The 19,229-nt window shown below is 52.7% G+C and carries 15 protein-coding genes; 8 read left to right on the forward strand and 7 right to left on the reverse strand.

Annotated elements, in window-relative coordinates; translation table 11 throughout:
- Positions 1–11: 11 nt before the first annotated feature.
- The 7 genes from rplI to HK11_RS05520 all read right to left on the reverse strand — a co-directional run bounded on the left by rplI (position 12) and on the right by HK11_RS05520 (position 6,505).
- On the reverse strand, positions 12–590 hold the full coding sequence (gene rplI, locus HK11_RS05490) for a 50S ribosomal protein L9 (protein ID WP_086554345.1): 579 nt from the start codon (positions 588–590) through the stop codon (positions 12–14).
- A 12-nt stretch (positions 591–602) separates the two neighbouring features.
- Positions 603–878 (reverse strand): 30S ribosomal protein S18, encoded by a 276-nt coding sequence (gene rpsR / locus HK11_RS05495; protein ID WP_086554496.1) that lies wholly within the window; start codon positions 876–878, stop codon positions 603–605.
- Positions 879–883: 5 nt separating this feature from the next.
- Entirely contained in the window at positions 884–1,354 is a 471-nt protein-coding gene (gene rpsF / locus HK11_RS05500) for a 30S ribosomal protein S6 (protein WP_086554346.1), read from the reverse strand.
- Positions 1,355–1,508: 154 nt separating this feature from the next.
- Positions 1,509–2,048: a GNAT family N-acetyltransferase gene (locus tag HK11_RS05505; protein WP_233133332.1), complete on the reverse strand. Its 540-nt coding sequence runs from the start codon at positions 2,046–2,048 to the stop codon at positions 1,509–1,511.
- Positions 2,049–2,082: 34 nt separating this feature from the next.
- A complete protein-coding gene (gene rpoD, locus HK11_RS05510; RefSeq protein WP_086554348.1) occupies positions 2,083–4,035 on the reverse strand; it encodes an RNA polymerase sigma factor RpoD in 1,953 nt (650 codons plus the stop codon).
- 156 nt (positions 4,036–4,191) lie between these two features.
- Entirely contained in the window at positions 4,192–6,015 is a 1,824-nt protein-coding gene (gene dnaG / locus HK11_RS05515) for a DNA primase (RefSeq protein WP_086554349.1), read from the reverse strand.
- Positions 6,016–6,049: 34 nt separating this feature from the next.
- Positions 6,050–6,505, reverse strand: a complete 456-nt coding sequence (locus HK11_RS05520; protein WP_086554350.1) for a GatB/YqeY domain-containing protein — start codon at positions 6,503–6,505, stop codon at positions 6,050–6,052.
- Between the two features lie 173 nt (positions 6,506–6,678).
- On the opposite strand from HK11_RS05520, the gene carA reads away from it, so the two are divergent.
- The 8 genes from carA (at position 6,679) to HK11_RS05560 (ending at position 19,222) form a co-directional block, all read left to right on the forward strand.
- On the forward strand, positions 6,679–8,088 hold the full coding sequence (gene carA / locus HK11_RS05525) for a glutamine-hydrolyzing carbamoyl-phosphate synthase small subunit (RefSeq protein WP_086554351.1): 1,410 nt from the start codon (positions 6,679–6,681) through the stop codon (positions 8,086–8,088).
- A 68-nt stretch (positions 8,089–8,156) separates the two neighbouring features.
- Entirely contained in the window at positions 8,157–11,411 is a 3,255-nt protein-coding gene (gene carB, locus HK11_RS05530; RefSeq protein ID WP_086554352.1) for a carbamoyl-phosphate synthase large subunit, read from the forward strand.
- Positions 11,412–11,548: 137 nt separating this feature from the next.
- Positions 11,549–12,022 (forward strand): transcription elongation factor GreA, encoded by a 474-nt coding sequence (greA, locus tag HK11_RS05535; protein WP_086554497.1) that lies wholly within the window; start codon positions 11,549–11,551, stop codon positions 12,020–12,022.
- A gap of 1 nt (position 12,023) precedes the next feature.
- Positions 12,024–13,220 carry a threonine ammonia-lyase gene (locus HK11_RS05540; RefSeq protein WP_086554353.1) on the forward strand — a complete coding sequence of 399 codons (1,197 nt, stop codon included), beginning with the start codon at positions 12,024–12,026 and terminating at the stop codon, positions 13,218–13,220.
- A gap of 102 nt (positions 13,221–13,322) precedes the next feature.
- Complete coding sequence (gpmI, locus tag HK11_RS05545) at positions 13,323–14,867, forward strand: 2,3-bisphosphoglycerate-independent phosphoglycerate mutase (protein WP_086554354.1); 1,545 nt, start codon at positions 13,323–13,325, stop codon at positions 14,865–14,867.
- Positions 14,868–14,921: 54 nt separating this feature from the next.
- Positions 14,922–16,409 carry a peptidoglycan DD-metalloendopeptidase family protein gene (locus HK11_RS05550; RefSeq protein WP_086554498.1) on the forward strand — a complete coding sequence of 496 codons (1,488 nt, stop codon included), beginning with the start codon at positions 14,922–14,924 and terminating at the stop codon, positions 16,407–16,409.
- A 179-nt stretch (positions 16,410–16,588) separates the two neighbouring features.
- Entirely contained in the window at positions 16,589–18,079 is a 1,491-nt protein-coding gene (locus HK11_RS05555) for a S41 family peptidase (RefSeq protein ID WP_086554355.1), read from the forward strand.
- A gap of 21 nt (positions 18,080–18,100) precedes the next feature.
- Complete coding sequence (locus tag HK11_RS05560; RefSeq protein WP_086554356.1) at positions 18,101–19,222, forward strand: divergent polysaccharide deacetylase family protein; 1,122 nt, start codon at positions 18,101–18,103, stop codon at positions 19,220–19,222.
- Positions 19,223–19,229: the final 7 nt, after the last annotated feature.

Genomic DNA, 19,229 nt, shown 5'->3' on the forward strand with positions numbered 1-19,229 from the left:
AGTGTTGTCACTCAGGCTTCTGCCTGAACTTCAACTTCTTCTGCTACGATCTCGCCCTCAAGAACAACATCGTCGCCGATTTCGGCTTCTTCTTTAACAACAGTTGCATCGCCCTGTGCCTGACGTTCTGCTTCTTCAGCTGAACGGGCAACGTTAACGATAACCGGCACAACAACTTCAGGATGCAGAGCAACCTTGATTTCATACAGACCAAGAGATTTGATCGGATGAGCAAGAGAAACCTGCTGACGAGAAACTGTAAAACCAGCTTCTGTTACAGCCTGAGCCACATCACGTGGAGACACAGAACCATACAGGCTGCCGCTGTCACCTGCCTGACGGATCAGAACAACTGACAGGCCATCCATACGCTCAGAAAGACGCTCTGCTTCTTCACGGTTTTTGATGTTCTGTGCTTCCAGCTGAGCGCGTTCACGGTCGAAGCGTGAACGGTTGGCTTCGTTTGCACGAATAGCCTTGCCCTGTGGCAGCAGGAAATTACGGGCATAGCCCGGACGAACTTTCACCACATCGCCCATCTGACCCAGATGTGCAACGCGCTGAAGCAGGATTACTTCTGTTACAGCCATAATTGCCCCCTATCAGCTCATAACGTAGGGAAGCAGAGCCAGAAAGCGAGCACGCTTAATAGCCTGTGCCAGCTCACGCTGCTTCTTTGCGGAAACCGCGGTGATCCGGCTAGGGACGATCTTACCGCGCTCTGACAGGAAGCGGCTCAGAAGACGAACGTCCTTATAGTCGATTTTCGGTGCATTTGCGCCAGAAAAAGGACAGGATTTACGACGGCGATAGAACGGACGACGAGCACCTACGGCTGGACGACGTGCTGCTGGGTTGATTTCATTCGTATCAGACATTCTGATCACTCCCCATCATTCTCAGCCAGATCGGCTGGTTTGTCGTCACGTGCACGATATTCTTCACGATCTTCGGAAGAACGACGGCCACGGCCGCTCTCAAAGCGTCCTGCTGGCTTTGGACCACGGAAGCTGCGCTCACCACGGTCTTCACCCTTACGAGACAGAGTCGGAGAAGGAGTGTCATCAATCTCTTCAACGCGCAGTGTCAGAAGACGCAGAACATCTTCATTGATCATCAGCTGGCGTTCGATTTCTTTGAGCATCTCAGACTTTGTGTCCAGACCCAGGAGCACATAATGCCCTTTGCGGTTCTTCTTGATGCGATATGCCAGGGTACGCAGACCCCAGTATTCACGCTTCTTGACACTACCACCGTCTGTTTCGATCTGAGCAACGATACCATCAACAATGGCATCAACCTGCTGCTGAGAAATGTCGTTACGTGCAATAAGCACGGTTTCATAAAGCGGCATATTGTCTCCCTTCGGATAAAATCAACCCGACTGAGCCAGACCATTCTGACAATCAGCTGTTTTTGTACAAAACAACGGGTATAGCCGGCGTGATGCCACACACCGGCAGGGAAGACGGCCTAACAATCATAATACGCAAAAAAACGCAAGATTTTTAAATACGAAAGCGCTCAGGAATAATCAGTCCCAGGCGTTGCGGTACGGGCCATACCTCTTCCAGCTCGCGAAACACCTCAAAGCCGGCATCCCGGTAAAGCGGCAAAGCACGTGGATGATCCGCTGAACAGGTATTAACCTGCAACATAACCGGATAATATGACCAGGCGAGACGTATAACCGCATCAAGGAAGCGACGCCCGACACCCGCACCAATAACCTCCGGGAAAAGCCCGAAATAATTCAGATTAATAAACTGAATATTCGACAGGTCTAATTCAAAAAAACCGCGAACTGCACCATTTTTAAGCAAATAGCCTATCTGCAGGTTACCCGAAGCAAGCAGTCGCTCAAGAGCAGCATCTGGCTGCGCCTGGCGCATCCACCAGCAATACTCAGCCCCAACGCGATGATGCAGCCTGCGATACTCAGCCACACTGACGCTGACTGAAGGGACAATCTCCCAGCCATCAGGCAACACAGGCGCCTGGCCAGACGGAGCTTTCAGCATGCGCATGAAGGTTACAACGACCTTCATGCATGTTACCGGCTCAGCAGGAGAAATTAACGGCTCAGTTGTCATCCAGGAAGGACCGAAGCTTACGACTCCGGCTGGGATGCTTTAGTTTACGCAGGGCCTTCGCCTCAATCTGACGAATACGCTCACGGGTTACGTTAAACTGCTGCCCGACTTCCTCAAGGGTGTGGTCGGTGTTCATACCGATACCAAAACGCATACGCAGCACACGCTCTTCACGCGGCGTCAGTGACGCCAGAACGCGGGTGGTTGCTTCACGCAGGTTGGTCTGAATAGCAGCATCAAGCGGAATAATGGCTGTTTTGTCTTCAATGAAGTCGCCAAGGTGACTGTCTTCCTCATCACCAATCGGCGTTTCAAGAGAGATGGGCTCTTTGGCGATTTTGAGCACCTTACGCACTTTTTCAAGCGGCATACCCAGCTTTTCTGCCAGCTCTTCCGGGGCAGGCTCACGACCAATCTCATGCAGCATCTGACGCGACGTACGCACCAGCTTATTGATCGTCTCGATCATATGTACCGGGATACGAATGGTACGGGCCTGATCAGCAATAGAGCGGGTAATAGCCTGACGGATCCACCATGTTGCATAAGTCGAGAACTTATAGCCACGGCGGTATTCAAATTTATCCACCGCTTTCATGAGCCCAATATTCCCTTCCTGAATCAGATCGAGGAACTGAAGGCCACGGTTGGTATATTTTTTTGCAATCGAGATAACGAGACGCAGGTTAGCCTCAATCATCTCTTTCTTGGCACGCGCTGAGTCACGCTCACCACGTGCCACTGTGGCATACACACGACGGAACTCACCGATAGGCAGCCCGGTCTCCTGCGCCAGACGAGCAACCTGATTACGCAGATCAACGACTGTTTCGGCATGCTTGGCGACAAAGTTCTTCCAGGACTTACCAGGAAGAGCTGAGACCATATCCATCCATGCGGGGTCAAGCTCACGGCCACGATATTTCAGCAGAAAGTCCTCACGGGTAACCCGGCAGCTCTCAGCAAGGCGCAGCATGCGGCCTTCAAGAGCATTGAGGCTACGGAACATTTCTTTAAGCTGAAGGACCAGGTCTTCAATACGATTATTATGCAGGCAGACCAGCTCGACTTTACCGACCAGCTCATCGCGCAAAGCAACGTAAGTTTCTTCAAACTGGCTCTGCACCTCTTCACCGGCGGTCAGAGATTCAATGCGCTGAACCTGGATAGAGCGCAGCTTTTCGTAAAGCGGCTCGATATCTTCAAAATGAGCCAGAATTTCCGGCTTAAGCTTCTCTTCAAGGGCGGAGAGTGAGAGACCACTGCCTTCACCTTCGATATCGCCTTCGGTATCTTCAGCCTCTTCTTCGCCCTCAGCGGCCTCTTCGTTTTCTTCGAAGCCTTCTTCGGGCGGATTACCACCTGACTGCATAGCCTCAAGATCAACGATATCGCGCAGCAGCATTTCGTTGTTACGAATCATTTCATGCCAGGAAATGATGGCGCGGAATGTCAGGGGGCTTTCACACAGCCCGCCAATCATTTCATCACGACCCGCTTCGATACGCTTGGCAATTGCGATCTCACCCTCGCGTGACAACAGCTCAACTGTTCCCATTTCACGCAGGTAGATACGCACGGGGTCATCTGTACGACCCAGATTTTCGTTTACATTGCCGGCCGGGGTCTCTGTTTCTTCGGCCTCTTCCTCAGACTCTTCACCGTCTTCAGATTTAGCGTCCTTGGAAGTCTCAGAATCGTCGCCTTCTTCATTCTCGACAACCTGAATACCCATTTCAGACAGCATAGCCATAATGTCTTCGATCTGCTCAGAAGACATTTTATCCTGCGGCAATACAGCATTCAGCTCGTCAAACGTGATACAACCGTTTTCACGACCTTTGGCAATCAGCTTTTTGACCGCAGCAGACTGCGTATCAAGAGTAGCGGTATCGCCGTCTTCTGCCTGTGTTACGCTACCTGATGCTGTTTTTGTTGCCATTGCCAGACCTGTGCCTCCCCGTTCGCGTTCCGAAAAAATAAAAATCGCAGTGCTTGTTCAAAACAAACACTGTTGAATCTTCCCGGAGCGGGCAGGACGTGGGATATCCCTCGCCATAAGTCAAGAGGTGTCTTATGATAGTAAAGAAAATTCCGGTTATTTCTCTCCCTCTGTTTCACCGCTTTTCAGGCGGGTCAGAGCTTCAAGACGGGGCTGTAAACGCCTCCATTCGGCCTCATCCCCTCCCTCAGCGGCAAAACGGGCAACTTCCTGATCGACTTCCTGCTTAAACTGAGAAAAATTCAGGAAACCATAGAAATGCCACCACTGTGTTCTGGCCGCAACAGCGAGCGAAACATCCTCCCTGCCAGAAAACAGCGGCAAAACACCATCTGACAAAATATATTCCTGCAAAACAGCACGGTCAGACTCTTCAAGCTTTTCCAGCAAATCCTCACTGGTTTGCGGCACCTCACCTGCTATCGACAGATCCAGCAAAACATCTCTGACCTGCTGTAATCCGGCTGATAACGACAGGCGGCAAAGTGCCTCCTCAACCTCCGGGATAATTTCAGGGTAACGCACCAGCAAACCCAGTAACTTACGCTGCCTTTCATAATCAGCATCAACACCGGCTCCGGCAAGCTCAATATTGACCGCACGACTCTTCTGAAAATCTGACCTGCCACTGGTTTTCTTTTTACGAAAAACTTCAAAAAAACGATCAAGCAGTGTCGAACGATACTCTGATGCCAGAGCTTTATCGGGAATCTGCCCAGCCGCCTCGACAAGCTTATGGCGCAGGGCGGCACGCTCTTCCGGCCCGGGGTTCTCAACACGCCCGACCAGCAGCTCAAACAAAACATCTGACAGCGGGCGGGCAGCCGCAAACATCTCTGCCACAACCTGCTCTCCACGGGCACGCACGAGACTGTCCGGATCTTCCCCTTCAGGAAGCAGGCAAAAACGCAGAGTATAACCAGCCCTCATCAGCGGCAGCGTCAGCTCTGCTGCACGCTTTGCTGCCCTGCGACCAGCAATATCACCATCAAAACATAAAATCGGCTGAGAGTTCATCTGCCAGAGCACTTCAAGCTGCTCCTGCGTCAGTGCCGTACCCAGAGGGGCCACGGCACCACAAAACCCGGCCTGATGCAGCGCAATAACATCCATATACCCCTCAACCACAATCAGATCGGGGGCTGCCGCACCTGGCGGCCGGGGCGCCCTGAGCGCTGTACGCGCACGATCAAGACCAAAAAGCAGTCGTCGCTTAGAAAACAGAGCCGTCTCCGGCCCGTTCAGATATTTAGGCTGACCATCACCCAGCATACGCCCGCCAAAGGAGACAATCTGCCCCTTTCGGTCACGAATAGGAAATGTCACACGCTCCCAGAACAGCTCACCTTTAGGGCCACCACGCTCATCCAGGCGCATCAGCCCGGCATCAGCCATCATCTGCGGCGTAATACGCTGTGAAGCCAGTGCCTGGGTCAGGCTGTCACGCCCGCCAGACGCCCAGCCCAGCCCAAACTTTTCTATCGTCTCACGCGTCAGCCCGCGTTTTTCGAGATACGCAAGGCCCGCCCGCCCCTCAGGAGCATAAAGTGCACGCGACCAGACAAGCTGCGTCTGCTCAAGCACATCACTGAGAGACTGCACACGGGCAACCTCCTCTCGCGAGCGCTGCGTCTCTTTAGGCACTTCCATACCTGCAGAGGCCGCCAGCTCCTCAACAGCCTCGGGAAAGCTTTTACCCTCGCTTTGCATGACGAAAGAAATAACATCGCCATGCACACCGCAGCCAAAACAGTGAAAATGATCATCATAAACGTAGAAGGACGGGGTCTTCTCACCATGAAAAGGGCAGCACCCCTTCCAGTTACGCCCTGAGCGCGCCAGCCTGACCCGCCGGCCAATAACAGAGGCCAGCGGCGTACGCGCACGCAGCTCTTCAAGAAAACCAGGCTCTATCGCCATAAAAAATCATATCCTGTTTCTGAACGCATTATTCTTAGCTTAACTGCGCCTTAACCACGGCATTAGCGCGAGACATATCAAGGTTACTGCCAAATTTCGCCTTCAGCGCACCCATAACTTTACCCATATCTTTCATGCTTTGGGCACCTGTTGCCGCAACAGCTTCGCTTACAGCCGCGACCAGAGCAGCCTCATCCATTTCAGCAGGCAGATAGGTACGGATAACCGCAATTTCAGCTTCTTCTTTCTCTGCCAGCTCAGGGCGGGCTGCATCACGGTACATTGTGGCAGATTCAGTGCGTGACTTTACCATACCACGCAGAGCTGAGACCGCTTCGTCCTCATCAAGCCCTTCGCCCCCTTTTGCACGGGCAGCAATTTCAACATCTTTAATTTTTGCCATAATCATACGGATAGTCGCAACACGTGCGCTCTCTCCGGCTTTCATTGCACCCTTAAGGTCTGCCATCAGACTTTCACGTAAAGACATCTTCGCTCCTGTTGTTTTCTGTGCATCTCAACCGCATATGAACCAAAGAGAGAGAACTTTCCAGTTTGGGAAGTTTTTTCCCTCACAGGAAATAAAAACCATGAGTGGGAAATTTCTTCCCACTGCGTGGAAAAACTGGTAAGAGAGCGGCATCGCGAGGAGTAACACGCGCCATGTCCATGTCTATCGATAGCATCATCGCTCGCCTGGGTGGCCCGGAGGCCACTGCCCGCCTGACAGGCGTTGGCACCGAAGCCATTCGTAAATGGCGGCAGGCTCAGTCTATTCCCTCCCGCCACTGGCCTGTTATTGCGCAGGCCACGGGGCTTTCTCTGACAGACCTTCAGCCCGCAACATCAGCCTCAGACCTTTCTGCGGCCATGACTGCAGGCACCAGCTCAACAGGATCCTCCATGCCTCATGCCCGCCCCGACGGCGCCACAGCCGTTCTTGTTCTTGCAGACGGAACCCTCCTCTGGGGCAAAGGGTTTGGCGCCTTCTCCGATACCCCTCCTGTGGGTGAAATCTGCTTCTCAACAGGTATGACAGGCTATCAGGAAACCCTGACTGACCCATCCTTCGCCGGGCAGATCATTACCTTCACCTTCCCGCATATCGGCAATGTCGGCATCAATGATGAAGATGCTGAAGCTAATAAGATTTTTGCACGTGGCCTGGTCATTAAAGAAGACGTGACGGAGCCTGCAAACTGGCGCGCCACAGCACCGCTGCAAAACTGGCTGAAAACGCAGAACATTACAGGCATTGCCGGTGTTGATACACGGGCCCTCACCCTGAAAATTCGCGATAAAGGTCCGCAGAACGCAGCTTTGTTCTTCCCTGAAAACGGGCAGTTCGACCATGAAGCTCTCCTGGCTGCGACAAAAGCCTGGCCCGGCCTTGAAGGCATGGACCTGGCAAAGGATGTCACCTGCAAAAAAGCTTACACATGGAACGACGGTGTGTGGTCATGGCCTGCCGGCACGGTTGCCCCCGCAGGTAAACGCCGCAAAGTTGTAGCTGTTGATTATGGTGCAAAACGCAACATCCTGCGCTGCCTGGTCACTGCCGGCTGTGATGTGACCGTTGTGCCAGCTACCACTTCTGCAAAAGAAATTCTCGACCTGAAGCCTGAGGGCGTGTTTCTCTCCAACGGTCCGGGTGATCCGGCTGCAACCGGCACCTATGCTGTCGCTGTTATTCAGGATATCCTGAAAACCGGCCTGCCATTATTTGGCATCTGCCTGGGGCACCAGCTGCTCGCACAGGCCCTGGGCGGCAAAACCTATAAGCTTGAACAGGGACATCGCGGCGCGAACCAGCCCGTAAAAGACCTGGATACAGGCAAGGTTGAAATTACCAGCCAGAATCACGGTTTTGCTGTTGATGCCAAGAGCCTGCCTGCCGATGTGCGCGTAACCCATGTCAGCCTGTTTGACGGATCAAACGAAGGCCTGGCCTCTGAGCGCTATCCGGCTTTCTCTGTTCAGTATCACCCTGAAGCAAGTCCTGGTCCATCAGACAGTTTTTACCTGTTTGAACGGTTCGTTAAACTGATCGACGACCATGCCAGCAAAAACTGACACACACGCCCCTTCCCTCCGCTTTCCCAGCCCGGACCGGGCTGTCTGCCAGAACTGGACGACACACCATGCCTAAACGGACAGATCTTCGCTCCATCCTCATCCTCGGTGCCGGTCCCATTGTCATTGGCCAGGCCTGTGAATTTGACTATTCAGGCACCCAGGCCTGTAAAGCCCTGAAAGAAGAGGGCTACCGGGTTATTCTGGTTAACTCTAACCCGGCGACCATTATGACCGACCCGGGCCTGGCTGATGCAACCTATGTTGAGCCGATTACACCCGAGTATGTTGAGCGCATCATCATCAAAGAAAAACCCGATGCGATTCTCCCCACCATGGGCGGGCAGACGGCACTCAACACAGCCATGGCGCTTGATGCATCAGGCGCGCTCAAAAAGCACGGTGTTGAGCTGATTGGTGCCAGCGCAGAAGTTATTGACCGCGCCGAAGACCGTCAGAAATTTCGCGAAACGATGGATGCCATCGGCATTGAAAGCCCGCGCAGCTTTATTGCCCACACACTGAGCGAAGCCCATGACGCTCTGAAAGAAATTGGCTTCCCCACCATTATCCGCCCGTCTTTCACCATGGGTGGCTCAGGTGGCGGTATCGCTTATAACCGCGAAGAGTTTGAGCAGATTGTCCTGTCTGGCCTGGATGCCTCTCCCACCACAGAAGTACTGGTGGAAGAGTCTGTTCTGGGCTGGAAAGAGTTCGAAATGGAAGTTGTCCGCGATAAAGCTGACAACTGCATTATCGTCTGCTCGATCGAAAATATTGACCCGATGGGCGTGCACACCGGCGACTCAATCACTGTCGCCCCGGCTCTGACTCTGACAGACAAAGAATATCAGCGCATGCGCGATGCCTCTATCGCCTGTCTGCGCGCTATTGGTGTTGAAACCGGCGGGTCAAACGTTCAGTTTGGTGTAAACCCCAAAGATGGCCGCATGGTCGTCATTGAGATGAACCCACGCGTCTCACGCTCCTCCGCTCTGGCGTCTAAAGCAACAGGCTTCCCGATCGCCCGCATCGCAGCAAAGCTGGCTGTTGGTTATACGCTCGATGAGCTCAAAAACGACATTACCAAAACAACACCGGCCTCTTTCGAGCCAACAATCGACTATGTTGTTGTGAAGATTCCCCGCTTCACATTTGAAAAATTCCCTGGTGCACCAGCCCTGCTCTCCACATCAATGAAATCAGTGGGTGAAGCCATGGCCATCGGGCGGTCCTTCTCAGAAGCACTGCAAAAAGGCCTGCGCTCGATGGAAACAGGCCTGACCGGCCTTGACCCTGTTACCCCTCCCGGCGATGGCGGCACAGATGCTTTCCGCGCGGCTCTTTCACAGCCACGCCCCGAACGTATCCTTATGGCGGCACAGGCGCTGCGTGCAGGTCTTTCCGTTGAGGATATTAACGAGGTCTGCCACTTTGAGCCCTGGTTCCTCAGAGAGCTTGAAAAAATTATTCAGGCAGAGCATGCCATTGAAAATCACGGCCTGCCACGCGACGCACAGGGCCTGCGCCGCCTGAAAGCTATGGGTTTCTCTGACATCCAGCTCGCCCGCCTCTCCGGCCTTCAGGCTGACGAAGTCACGCGTCTGCGCGCAGAGAAAAAAGTTGTTCCGGGATACAGGCGCATTGATACCTGTGCCGGTGAATTTGCCTCTGCCACACCTTATTTCTACTCTTCTTACGAAGGTGTTTTTGCAGCGCCCTCCTGTGAGGCAAACCCGACAGAGCGTGAAAAAATTATCATCCTCGGTGGTGGCCCCAACCGCATCGGTCAGGGTATTGAGTTCGACTATTGCTGTGTGCATGCAGCATATGCTCTGAGCGAAGCCGGGTTTGAGACCATTATGGTCAACTGTAACCCTGAGACTGTCTCAACTGACTATGACACTTCTGACCGCCTGTATTTTGAACCTCTGACCGCTGAAGATGTGATTTCCCTCATCCAGTGCGAACAGCAGAATGGCAAAATTCGCGGCTGTATCGTGCAGTATGGTGGCCAGACTCCGCTGAAACTGTCTCATGCTCTTGAAAAAGCCGGCATTCCTCTGCTTGGCACTCCGGCTGATGCAATTGATAAGGCCGAAGATCGTGAGCGTTTCCAGGCTATGCTGCACAAGCTCGGCCTGCGCCAGCCTGCGAACGGTATTGCCCGTTCCCCGCAGGAAGCTGAAGAAATTGCCGAAAAAATCGGTTACCCTGTTGTTGTACGCCCCTCTTACGTTCTGGGCGGACGTGCGATGGAAATCGTACACGATCGTACAGCCCTGCAGCGCTATATGCGTGTTGCTTTGCAGCTGGCTGGTGTTGATGTTGCCTCCGGCCCTCTGCTGATCGACCATTATCTCAACGATGCTATTGAAGCTGACGTTGACTGCATTGCAGACGGCACAGATGTCTACGTCGCCGGGGTTATGGAGCATATTGAAGAAGCCGGCATTCACTCAGGCGATAGTGCCTGCGCCCTGCCGCCTTACACGCTCTCACCGGCTATTGTGACTGAACTGAAAGAACAGACCGAAGCAATGGCTCGTGAGCTGGGCATTATCGGGCTGATGAATGTTCAGTTCGCGATTAAAGGTGCGGATATTTTCGTACTTGAAGTCAACCCGCGTGCCTCACGTACCGTGCCTTTTGTTGCCAAAGCCACAGGGGTACCTGTTGCTAAAATTGGCGCACGCGTCATGGCCGGCAGCAAACTGACTGATTTCGACCTGGATGACCGCGCCGTAACCCCGCATGTTGCTGTTAAAGAAGCTGTCTTCCCCTTTAACCGCTTTGCAGAAGCCGACACGATCCTCGGGCCTGAAATGCGCTCAACAGGTGAAGTCATGGGGCTGGATACGTCGTTCGAGCGGGCTTTTGCAAAATCTCAGCTCGGTGCGGGCGTGCGCCTGCCCACTTCCGGCACTGTTTTCCTCTCTGTCAGAGACAGCGACAAGGCGCACCTGCCTGCCCTTGGCCGTCAGCTTGCCAGACTAGGGCTGAACATCATGGCAACCCGCGGCACTGCACAGAAACTACGCGAAGCCGGCATTGAGGTGAAAGTGGTCAGCAAGGTGCTTGAAGGCCGCCCGCACTGTGTTGACGCTATTCGCTCCGGCGAGGTGCAGATGGTCATCAACACAGCACTTGGCGCACAATCAGTGGCAGATAGCTTTGATATTCGCCGCTCTGCCCTTGTTCTGGGCATTCCTCACTACACAACAATGGCCGGCGCACGCGCTGCAACACATGCCATTGCAGCAATGCGTGAAGGACCGCTTGATGTCGCGCCACTTCAGTCATACTTTAGTGGGACGTTCTGAAAACAGCAAAAGCGGGTTTTCACCCTTCTGCCCCTGTCAGGGGCGGAAGGGATACTCTTATCATAGCGGCCAAAACCGCTTATTATGTGCAACTTTCAGCCGGCATCATGCCGGCGAATTTACTCTGGGGACATGTCTTGCAGAAAACTCCAATGACCGGCAAAGGCTTACTGCGGCTTGAAGACGAACTGCGCAAACTCAAAACTGAAGAACGGCCAGCCGTTATTCGCGCCATTGCAGAAGCCCGCAGTCATGGTGACCTGTCAGAAAACGCCGAATACCATGCAGCCCGCGAGCGACAGTCGTTCATTGAAGGACGCGTTCTGGAGCTGGAGGAGATTATTTCGACGGCTGAGGTAATCGATCCGACTTCACTTTCTGGTGATCAGGTGAAGTTTGGTGCGACCATTACTGTTGTTGACGAAGATACCGATAAAGAAATGACCTATCAGATTGTTGGCATGCATGAAGCCGACATCAAACAGGGCCTTCTGTCTGTCTCTGCCCCGCTGGCAAAAGCCATGATTGGCAAAAGCGAGGGAGATACCGTGTCTGTTCCTGCCCCCGGTGGTGACCGGACCTACGAAATCCTTTCAGTGAAATTCATCTGATATGATTACTTTTGAGGATATCTCAGCAGCCGCAAAACGGATCGAAGGGAAAGTTATTCGTACCCCGACAATTCCGTCTCATGCGCTTTCCAGAGCGACGGGTGCTGAGGTTACCCTTAAGCTTGAAAATCTTCAGGCTGTTGGCTCTTTTAAAGAGCGTGGTGCGGCCAATAAACTGGCGCTCCTCTCTGCCGAAGAACGCGAACGTGGTGTTATTGCAGTTTCAGCGGGCAATCATGCGCAGGGTGTCGCCCGGCATGCCAGCCTGCTGGGTATTGATGCTGTAATTGTTATGCCCCGCTTTACCCCCGCCGGTAAGGTTGTACGCACCCGCAACTGGGGCGCCCGTGTTGTGCTGGAAGGTGAGAGCTTCGCAGAAGCTGTTCTCTTCGCCAAAGAACTTCAGGAACGTGAGGGACGGACTTTTGTTCATCCCTATGATGACCCTGCTGTTATGGCCGGCCAGGGTACCTGCGCACTCGAGCTGCTTGAAGATGCCGGCCCGCTGGACATGCTGATTGCGCCGATTGGCGGGGGTGGCCTGCTGGCAGGCTGTTCTGTTGCAACCCGCGCGATGCGCCCTGATGTTGAGCTGATTGGTGTACAGGTTGAGAGTTATAACTCTCTCTCCGCCTTTCCTGGCCCAGCAACACACCCGGTGGGTGGAGCGACCATTGCCGAAGGTATTGCCGTTTTGCAAATCGGTCAGCAAACCGACGAAGTCATTCGCGATATGGTGTCACAGGTACTGATTGTGCCTGAAGCTGCAGTTGAAAACGCCATTACACTGCTGGCTGAGGGGGCAAAGCAAATAAGTGAAGGTGCCGGTGCGGTCTCTCTCGCTGCCATGCTGACTTATCCTGATATCTTCCGCGGCAAAAAAGTTGCCATGCCTGTCAGTGGCGGCAATATCGACAGCCGGATTCTGGCCAACACGCTGCTGCGCGCTATGCTACGCGATGGCCGGATTCTGCGCCTGATTATGGAAATTCCTGACCGGCCTGGCGTGCTGGCTGACATTTCAGGCAAAATCGGTAAAGCCGGTGGTAATATTATTGAAGTCTCACACAGAAGGCTACTCTCTGCCCCCTCTGTACAGGCAGCAGAACTTGAAGTCATGATCGAAGCACGTGACCCTGAGCACGCTATTTCGATCACAGCTGAGTTACGTCAGTTTTATACCGTTAAATACGCCTGAGTTTTATCGTTTTATAAATTAAAGACTGCATCTGGTTATTATCATCATTATAATGATCTGGTAGTGTGGTCTTTAATTATAAAATCAAAAAGGCGTAGTACTATGACAGTCCAGTCTCACTCTCACGCACATCGTCCTGTTATGCTTGTCATTCTCGATGGTTTTGGATGGCGCGAACATGATTCTGATAATGCTGTCAGGCTGGCGCGTACGCCTGTTTTTGATAAATTATGGAACAGTAACCCTCACGCTTTTCTGCGTACCTGTGGCGATGATGTTGGTCTGCCCGATGGTCAGATGGGAAACTCAGAGGTCGGGCATCTGAATATCGGTGCCGGTCGCGTTGTTATGCAGGAACTCCCCCGTATTTTTAAAGCACTGCATGATGGCTCTGTCGCTCGCAGCCCGATTATGCAGAAATTTATCAGCACATTAAAAAGCACCGGCGGGACGTGCCATCTTGCCGGGCTGGTCTCCCCCGGTGGGGTTCACTCTCACCAGGAACATGCTGCTGCACTGGCAAAAATTCTGACAGAGGCTGGTATTCCTGTTACATTTCATGTCTTTACTGACGGACGTGATACAGCCCCACGCTCAGCCGCTGATTACATTAAAACATTGCAGCAGGAGCTGCCTGATGGTGTAAAAATTGCAACGGTTTCAGGCCGCTACTATGCCATGGACCGTGATAAGCGCTGGGAACGTGTCGGGCTTGCCTACAATGCCATTGTCTCAGCACAGGGTCCGAAAGCAGCAACAGCCGAAGACGTGATCTCCTCAGCCTACACAAATGATCTCTCTGACGAGTTTATTCTCCCCACCGTCGTGGGTGATTATGCTGGCATGAAAGACGGTGATGGCCTTCTGACTTTCAATTTCAGAGCTGACCGCATACGCCAGCTTCTTGATGCTCTGGCAGAACCTGAGTTTGATGGGTTTAAACGCCAGAAAGTTATCAGCTTTGGTGCTGTTATGGGCATGACCCATTACAGCGACACACTTGCTAAGCGTCTTTCCATACTTTTTCCGCCACAGACCCTTGAAAATATTCTGGGAGAAGTTGTCTCTAAGGCTGGCCTTAAACAGCTGCGTATGGCCGAAACTGAAAAATACCCCCATGTGACATATTTTCTCAATGGTGGACGTGAGGAGCCATTCGCAGGCGAAGATCGTATCCTTGTGCCCTCCCCCAAAGTCGCAACCTATGACCTTCAGCCAGAAATGTCTGCCCCTGAACTTACCGACAAAGCTGTAGAGGCTATTGCAAGCGGCACCTACGACCTGATTATTCTGAACTTTGCCAACCCTGATATGGTAGGGCATACCGGCATCCTCTCTGCTGCGATTAAAGCTGTTGAAACTGTTGATACGGGCCTGGGGCGGATTGTTGAGGCCCTGGAAAAACAAAATGGTGCATTACTGGTCACAGCTGACCACGGCAATTGTGAAACAATGAAAGACCCTGAAACAAGTCTGCCGCACACCGCACATACCCTCAACGAAGTACCTCTGATTGCCTTGAACACCGGAACAAAAACGCTGAACAGTGGCCGCCTCGCCGATCTGGCGCCTACTCTTCTTGCCCTGCTCGACATACCCCGGCCAGCAGATATGGGCGGCTCTTCTCTGCTCGCTCCTCAGGCCTGACCGATAGTGCAGCCCCCCTTACCTGCTTTTCTGCACGTTAAGATAACGGGGCTGATGCTGCTGTCATGCTGCACACTCTCAGGCGCTGCTCTGGCCACAACCAGAACGACTGAGCACCATAAGGTGCGGACATCTCAGCATCATCCCTCGTCAAAGCCGCCACCAAAAAGCAGCCATAGAAAAGTAACACCCCAGGCCACGCATCAGCCGGCAATGACCCGCAATGAGCTTAATGCTGAAAAATCTGTAAAACAGGCGCGCGACGCACTACAGGCGGCACAAACACAGCGTAATGCCGTAAAACAGCAAACAGCGGCACAGGTCGCTGCGGTTAAAACTTTTGAGGCCAGAAATGAAACCGCGCAGACTCAGGCACGACAAAGCGCCGCTGTTGCTGCCACATTATCTGCTGCGGCCTCCTCCGCTGCAGCAACATTGCAAAGTACAGAGCAAAATATTTCTGACCTTGAAACTCAGATTGCAGATATCCGCAAAGAGCAGGAAGAGTTACGCGCTGACCTGATCCAGAAAGGTAAAGCCCTCTCTCCTGTTCTGCCACTGGCGGAACATCTCTCTCTTTACCCCTCTGATACCCTGGTTACGGTCCCACTCCCCCAGGACAAGGCCATAACCGGCTTTCTTGTTATCAAAAGCATCTCTCACGGGCTCGAAAGACAGGCGCAGGAAATGCGCGGACAGCAGGAAAAGCTGACATTGCTTGATGCTGAGCAATCAAAAAAACTAGCCACTCTGACGACTCTTCAGCAAACACAGGCCCGGCAACGCGACGTTGTAAAACAGCAGGCGACTAAAGCCCGGACAGCCCAGCTTAAAGCCGGGAGAGCGGCAAAAGATGCGGCCCGACAGCTTGAAAATGCCACAAGAAAAGCCTCAAGCCTTCAGGATGCTGTCGCCCGGCTTGAATCTCTTGAAAGCTCTGCCGAGGCTTCTTTACAAAAAGAACTCGCCTCTGCCGAAAAAGCACATAAAGATGCGCGGGATGCAGCGGCCCGGGCTCTGGCTCAGCAACGGGCTGAAGCCGCAAAACGCAAATTACTGGCCCTGCAAAAACAATCAGGACCGGGCCTTTCTGCACGAAGTGCTGTCTCTTCACAGTCAGCCGGCTCATCTGCTCAGCAGGCATCGACATCATCAGCACCGGCAGTATCTTCTGTTGCCGGCAATGGTCCTGAAAGCGGATCTCGCCCGGTAGCGGGCCATATTCTCACAGCATGGCATGCTTCAACAGAATCGGGACCCGCTACAGGTATTACTTATCGTACACCATCAGATGCAGGCGTACGCGCACCCTGTACCGGCCAGGTCGATTTTGCTGGCAGCTTTCGCACCTACGGCCAGATGGTCATCTTAAATTGTGGAAAACATTACCGTTTTGTTATCGCTGGTCTGGGAGAACTTTCCGTTAATACAGGGCAGGCACTCGCCAGAGGTGCGCCTGTTGGCTCTATGGGAAGCCATAATTCTCTGTTTGTGCAACTTCGTCATGGTCAGACACCTATTAATCCTGCACCTTTCCTTTAAGAATTAGACAGCAAAGAGTTTTCCTGCACGGCAGAAACCGCTATTCTACCCCACACGGGTCGCAAAATATTATCTGTGCCCCTGTAAAAACGCCTGGCTACTATGGCTTGCAAGAACTGATAATTGTTAGAAAATGCTTTCAGCACGGGATACAGCCCGGCGACAGGAGATTAAAAAATATGAAGTTTCGCACAGGCCTGATGCTCGGTGCCACGTTTCTCACGGGCCTTGCCGTAACCTCTCCCTCCGGTTTATTCCATGCAGGCAGTAACAGCTTCCTGCAATCCGCTTTCGCCGCACCTGCTTCTGACACTGCGACAGAGCAACACCCTCAGGCTAAAGCAGCTGACGATTCACCCACAAAAAATCATGCCGAAACCTACCGCCTGCTAACTCTGTTTGGCACGGTCATGGACCTTGTCCGCTCTGATTACGTTGAACCTGTTTCAGATAAAGATCTGATTACTAACGCCCTTAACGGTGCCCTGTCCGGTCTGGACCCTCACAGCTCATACATGACTGAAAAACAGTATGATGACATGATGACCCAGATGAAAGGAGAGTTTGGCGGCCTGGGCCTGGAGCTGCAGCAGCAGGACGGACATATTCGCGTTGTCTCTCCCATTGACGGCACCCCTGGTTTTCGTGCCGGTGTTAAATCTGGTGACTATATTATTGCTGTTGATGGTCGCCCGGTTGATGGCTTACCTCTGGATGAAGCCGTCAAAAAAATGCGCGGCAAACCCAACACGAAAATTAGCCTGACGCTTGTCAGAGCTAAGACACCCAAACCTATTATTCTGACGCTGACCCGCGAAAATATTCATATTGATGTCGTGAAATCAGCTCTTTATGGCCGCATAGGGTATATCCGCATCGCTCAGTTCAATGAAGAAACTGAAAAAGCTCTTGTCAGTGCGTACGACAAACTGAAACGCGATGCAGGAGGGAAACTGGCTGGCCTGGTTATTGACCTTCGAAACAATCCCGGGGGGCTGCTTGACCAGGCAATTAAAGTCTCCTCCAGCTTTATCCGATCAGGTGCTATCGTTTCGACACGCGCCCGCAACCCTAAAGACAGCCAGTTGTGGAATGCTCATGGCGAAGACATGACCAACGGTATGCCTATCGTCGTGCTGATTAATGGTGGCTCTGCCTCAGCATCTGAAATTGTCTCAGGCGCGTTGCAGGACCACGGCCGCGCTGTGGTGATGGGAACCCGCTCTTTTGGTAAAGGTTCTGTTCAGTCCATCATTCCGATTCCTGGAAATGGTGCAATCCGCCTGACAACTGCACGCTATTACACGCCGTCAGGCCGCTCAATTCAGGCAAAAGGCATTACACCTGATATCGTTGTAAAAGAAACCCGCGAAGACCCGGGCTTTAGCATGCATGAAGCTGACCTGGAGCACATCCTTAAAAACCAGGGTGGTAACCAGACCAAGCGCCAGCCTCGCAATGACCTTCCCTCCGTTGCCAAAGATATTCCTGGTGAACCACCAGCAAACTGGCCGGAATTTGACTACACGAAACCAGAGACTGATTTTCAGCTGCAGGAAGCTCTGAGGGTTGTTAAATTTATGGCAAACCTGCCAGCACCTGACCCGGTTGCTTCTCTCCCCCCGGTAAAAACTGACGCCAAAAAAAGCGAAATCAAGAAAAAACCCTGATTTATCAGAGGAATAAAGAGCATGACGATAACATCCCACTGGCAACAAATGCCTTCCTCCGGACGTATGTTTGTCCGTTTCTGGGGGGGATGTTTCGTATTGACCGGTATTCTTGTCATCAGCCTTCAGGTCATGGGCCCTCCCCGGCTGGACGGGGATGATATTGATGTCGCCTCTTCTAACCTCAACCCTGGCTCCCGCAATGTTATTCCGGCCCCCTTACCTGAACTGCAGGAAAAACACCGGGGGCCGAATGGCTTTCCTCTTCCCAAAAAAGACGCAAAGGGACGCACACCACGCCTTGCTTACGCCTCTCCTACCGTTGAGGTCCCGCCGGGTAATGCTGAAGTCGCTCTTGTTATTACCGGCATAGGGGATGCCAGAAACCTGACAAATGAAGCTATGGCTTCTCTGCCGGCACCGGTCACATTTGCTGTTTCGCCTTATGCTCCTGAAATGAAAAAATTGCTCGAGCAGGCACGTCTTAACAACCACGAGACACTTCTTGCCCTCCCTGTTCAGCAGGATTCAAAATATGATCCGTCTGCCGGAGAAGATGTGACAGGCTCTTATGCGCTTGGCCCTGGCCTCTCTCCGGAGGAAAATCTCCAGAATTATAAATGGGCTCTTTCCAGCCTCAGTGGCTTTATTGGTGTCACAAACGGCTTCCCCGGTTCCGGCACTGAAAGCTACACCCTTTCCAATGCCTTCTCACCCATTCTTAAAGATATTGACGACCGCGGTCTGATTTATCTGAATGCCACGCCTGAAACCACACCCAGAACAAACGGCCCTGGCGGCACAGTAGACGTCAACATCAATACAGATACTGACATTGTTAAAATTGACATTCAGCTGCTCAAGCTCCAGCAGGCAGCCCGCCGCAACCATAGTGCTATCGGAATTATGGGACCGCTGCGGCCGGTTGCTCTGGCCTGCCTGAGAGCATGGATCCCTCACCTGGAAGATGTCGGCATTACTCTTGTGCCTCTTAGCATGCTTGCCAAAACCCCTGATATTAAGGCAACAGCGTCTGACGCCGGAGCCAATACTCAGGACGCATTACCACATAAAACAATCTTTCATATTGACCTGAATAACCACATGCAACCAGCCGACAGTGCTCAGTCACCTCAGCCTTAAGCCCTTA

This window comes from Acetobacter sp. DmW_043, from assembly GCF_002153485.1.
Classification (GTDB): domain Bacteria; phylum Pseudomonadota; class Alphaproteobacteria; order Acetobacterales; family Acetobacteraceae; genus Acetobacter; species Acetobacter thailandicus.

Coding starts and splice junctions, on each gene's coding strand:
- gpmI (WP_086554354.1), top strand. CDS start 13,323: ATGACAGTCCAGTCTCACTCTCACGCACATCGTCCTGTTATGCTTGTC.
- HK11_RS05560 (WP_086554356.1), top strand. CDS start 18,101: ATGACGATAACATCCCACTGGCAACAAATGCCTTCCTCCGGACGTATG.
- HK11_RS05540 (WP_086554353.1), top strand. CDS start 12,024: ATGATTACTTTTGAGGATATCTCAGCAGCCGCAAAACGGATCGAAGGG.
- rpsF (WP_086554346.1), bottom strand. CDS start 1,354: ATGCCGCTTTATGAAACCGTGCTTATTGCACGTAACGACATTTCTCAG.
- HK11_RS05520 (WP_086554350.1), bottom strand. CDS start 6,505: ATGTCTTTACGTGAAAGTCTGATGGCAGACCTTAAGGGTGCAATGAAA.
- carA (WP_086554351.1), top strand. CDS start 6,679: ATGTCCATGTCTATCGATAGCATCATCGCTCGCCTGGGTGGCCCGGAG.
- dnaG (WP_086554349.1), bottom strand. CDS start 6,015: ATGGCGATAGAGCCTGGTTTTCTTGAAGAGCTGCGTGCGCGTACGCCG.
- rplI (WP_086554345.1), bottom strand. CDS start 590: ATGGCTGTAACAGAAGTAATCCTGCTTCAGCGCGTTGCACATCTGGGT.
- carB (WP_086554352.1), top strand. CDS start 8,157: ATGCCTAAACGGACAGATCTTCGCTCCATCCTCATCCTCGGTGCCGGT.
- HK11_RS05505 (WP_233133332.1), bottom strand. CDS start 2,048: ATGAAGGTCGTTGTAACCTTCATGCGCATGCTGAAAGCTCCGTCTGGC.
- HK11_RS05555 (WP_086554355.1), top strand. CDS start 16,589: ATGAAGTTTCGCACAGGCCTGATGCTCGGTGCCACGTTTCTCACGGGC.
- rpoD (WP_086554348.1), bottom strand. CDS start 4,035: ATGGCAACAAAAACAGCATCAGGTAGCGTAACACAGGCAGAAGACGGC.
- HK11_RS05550 (WP_086554498.1), top strand. CDS start 14,922: ATGCTGCTGTCATGCTGCACACTCTCAGGCGCTGCTCTGGCCACAACC.
- rpsR (WP_086554496.1), bottom strand. CDS start 878: ATGTCTGATACGAATGAAATCAACCCAGCAGCACGTCGTCCAGCCGTA.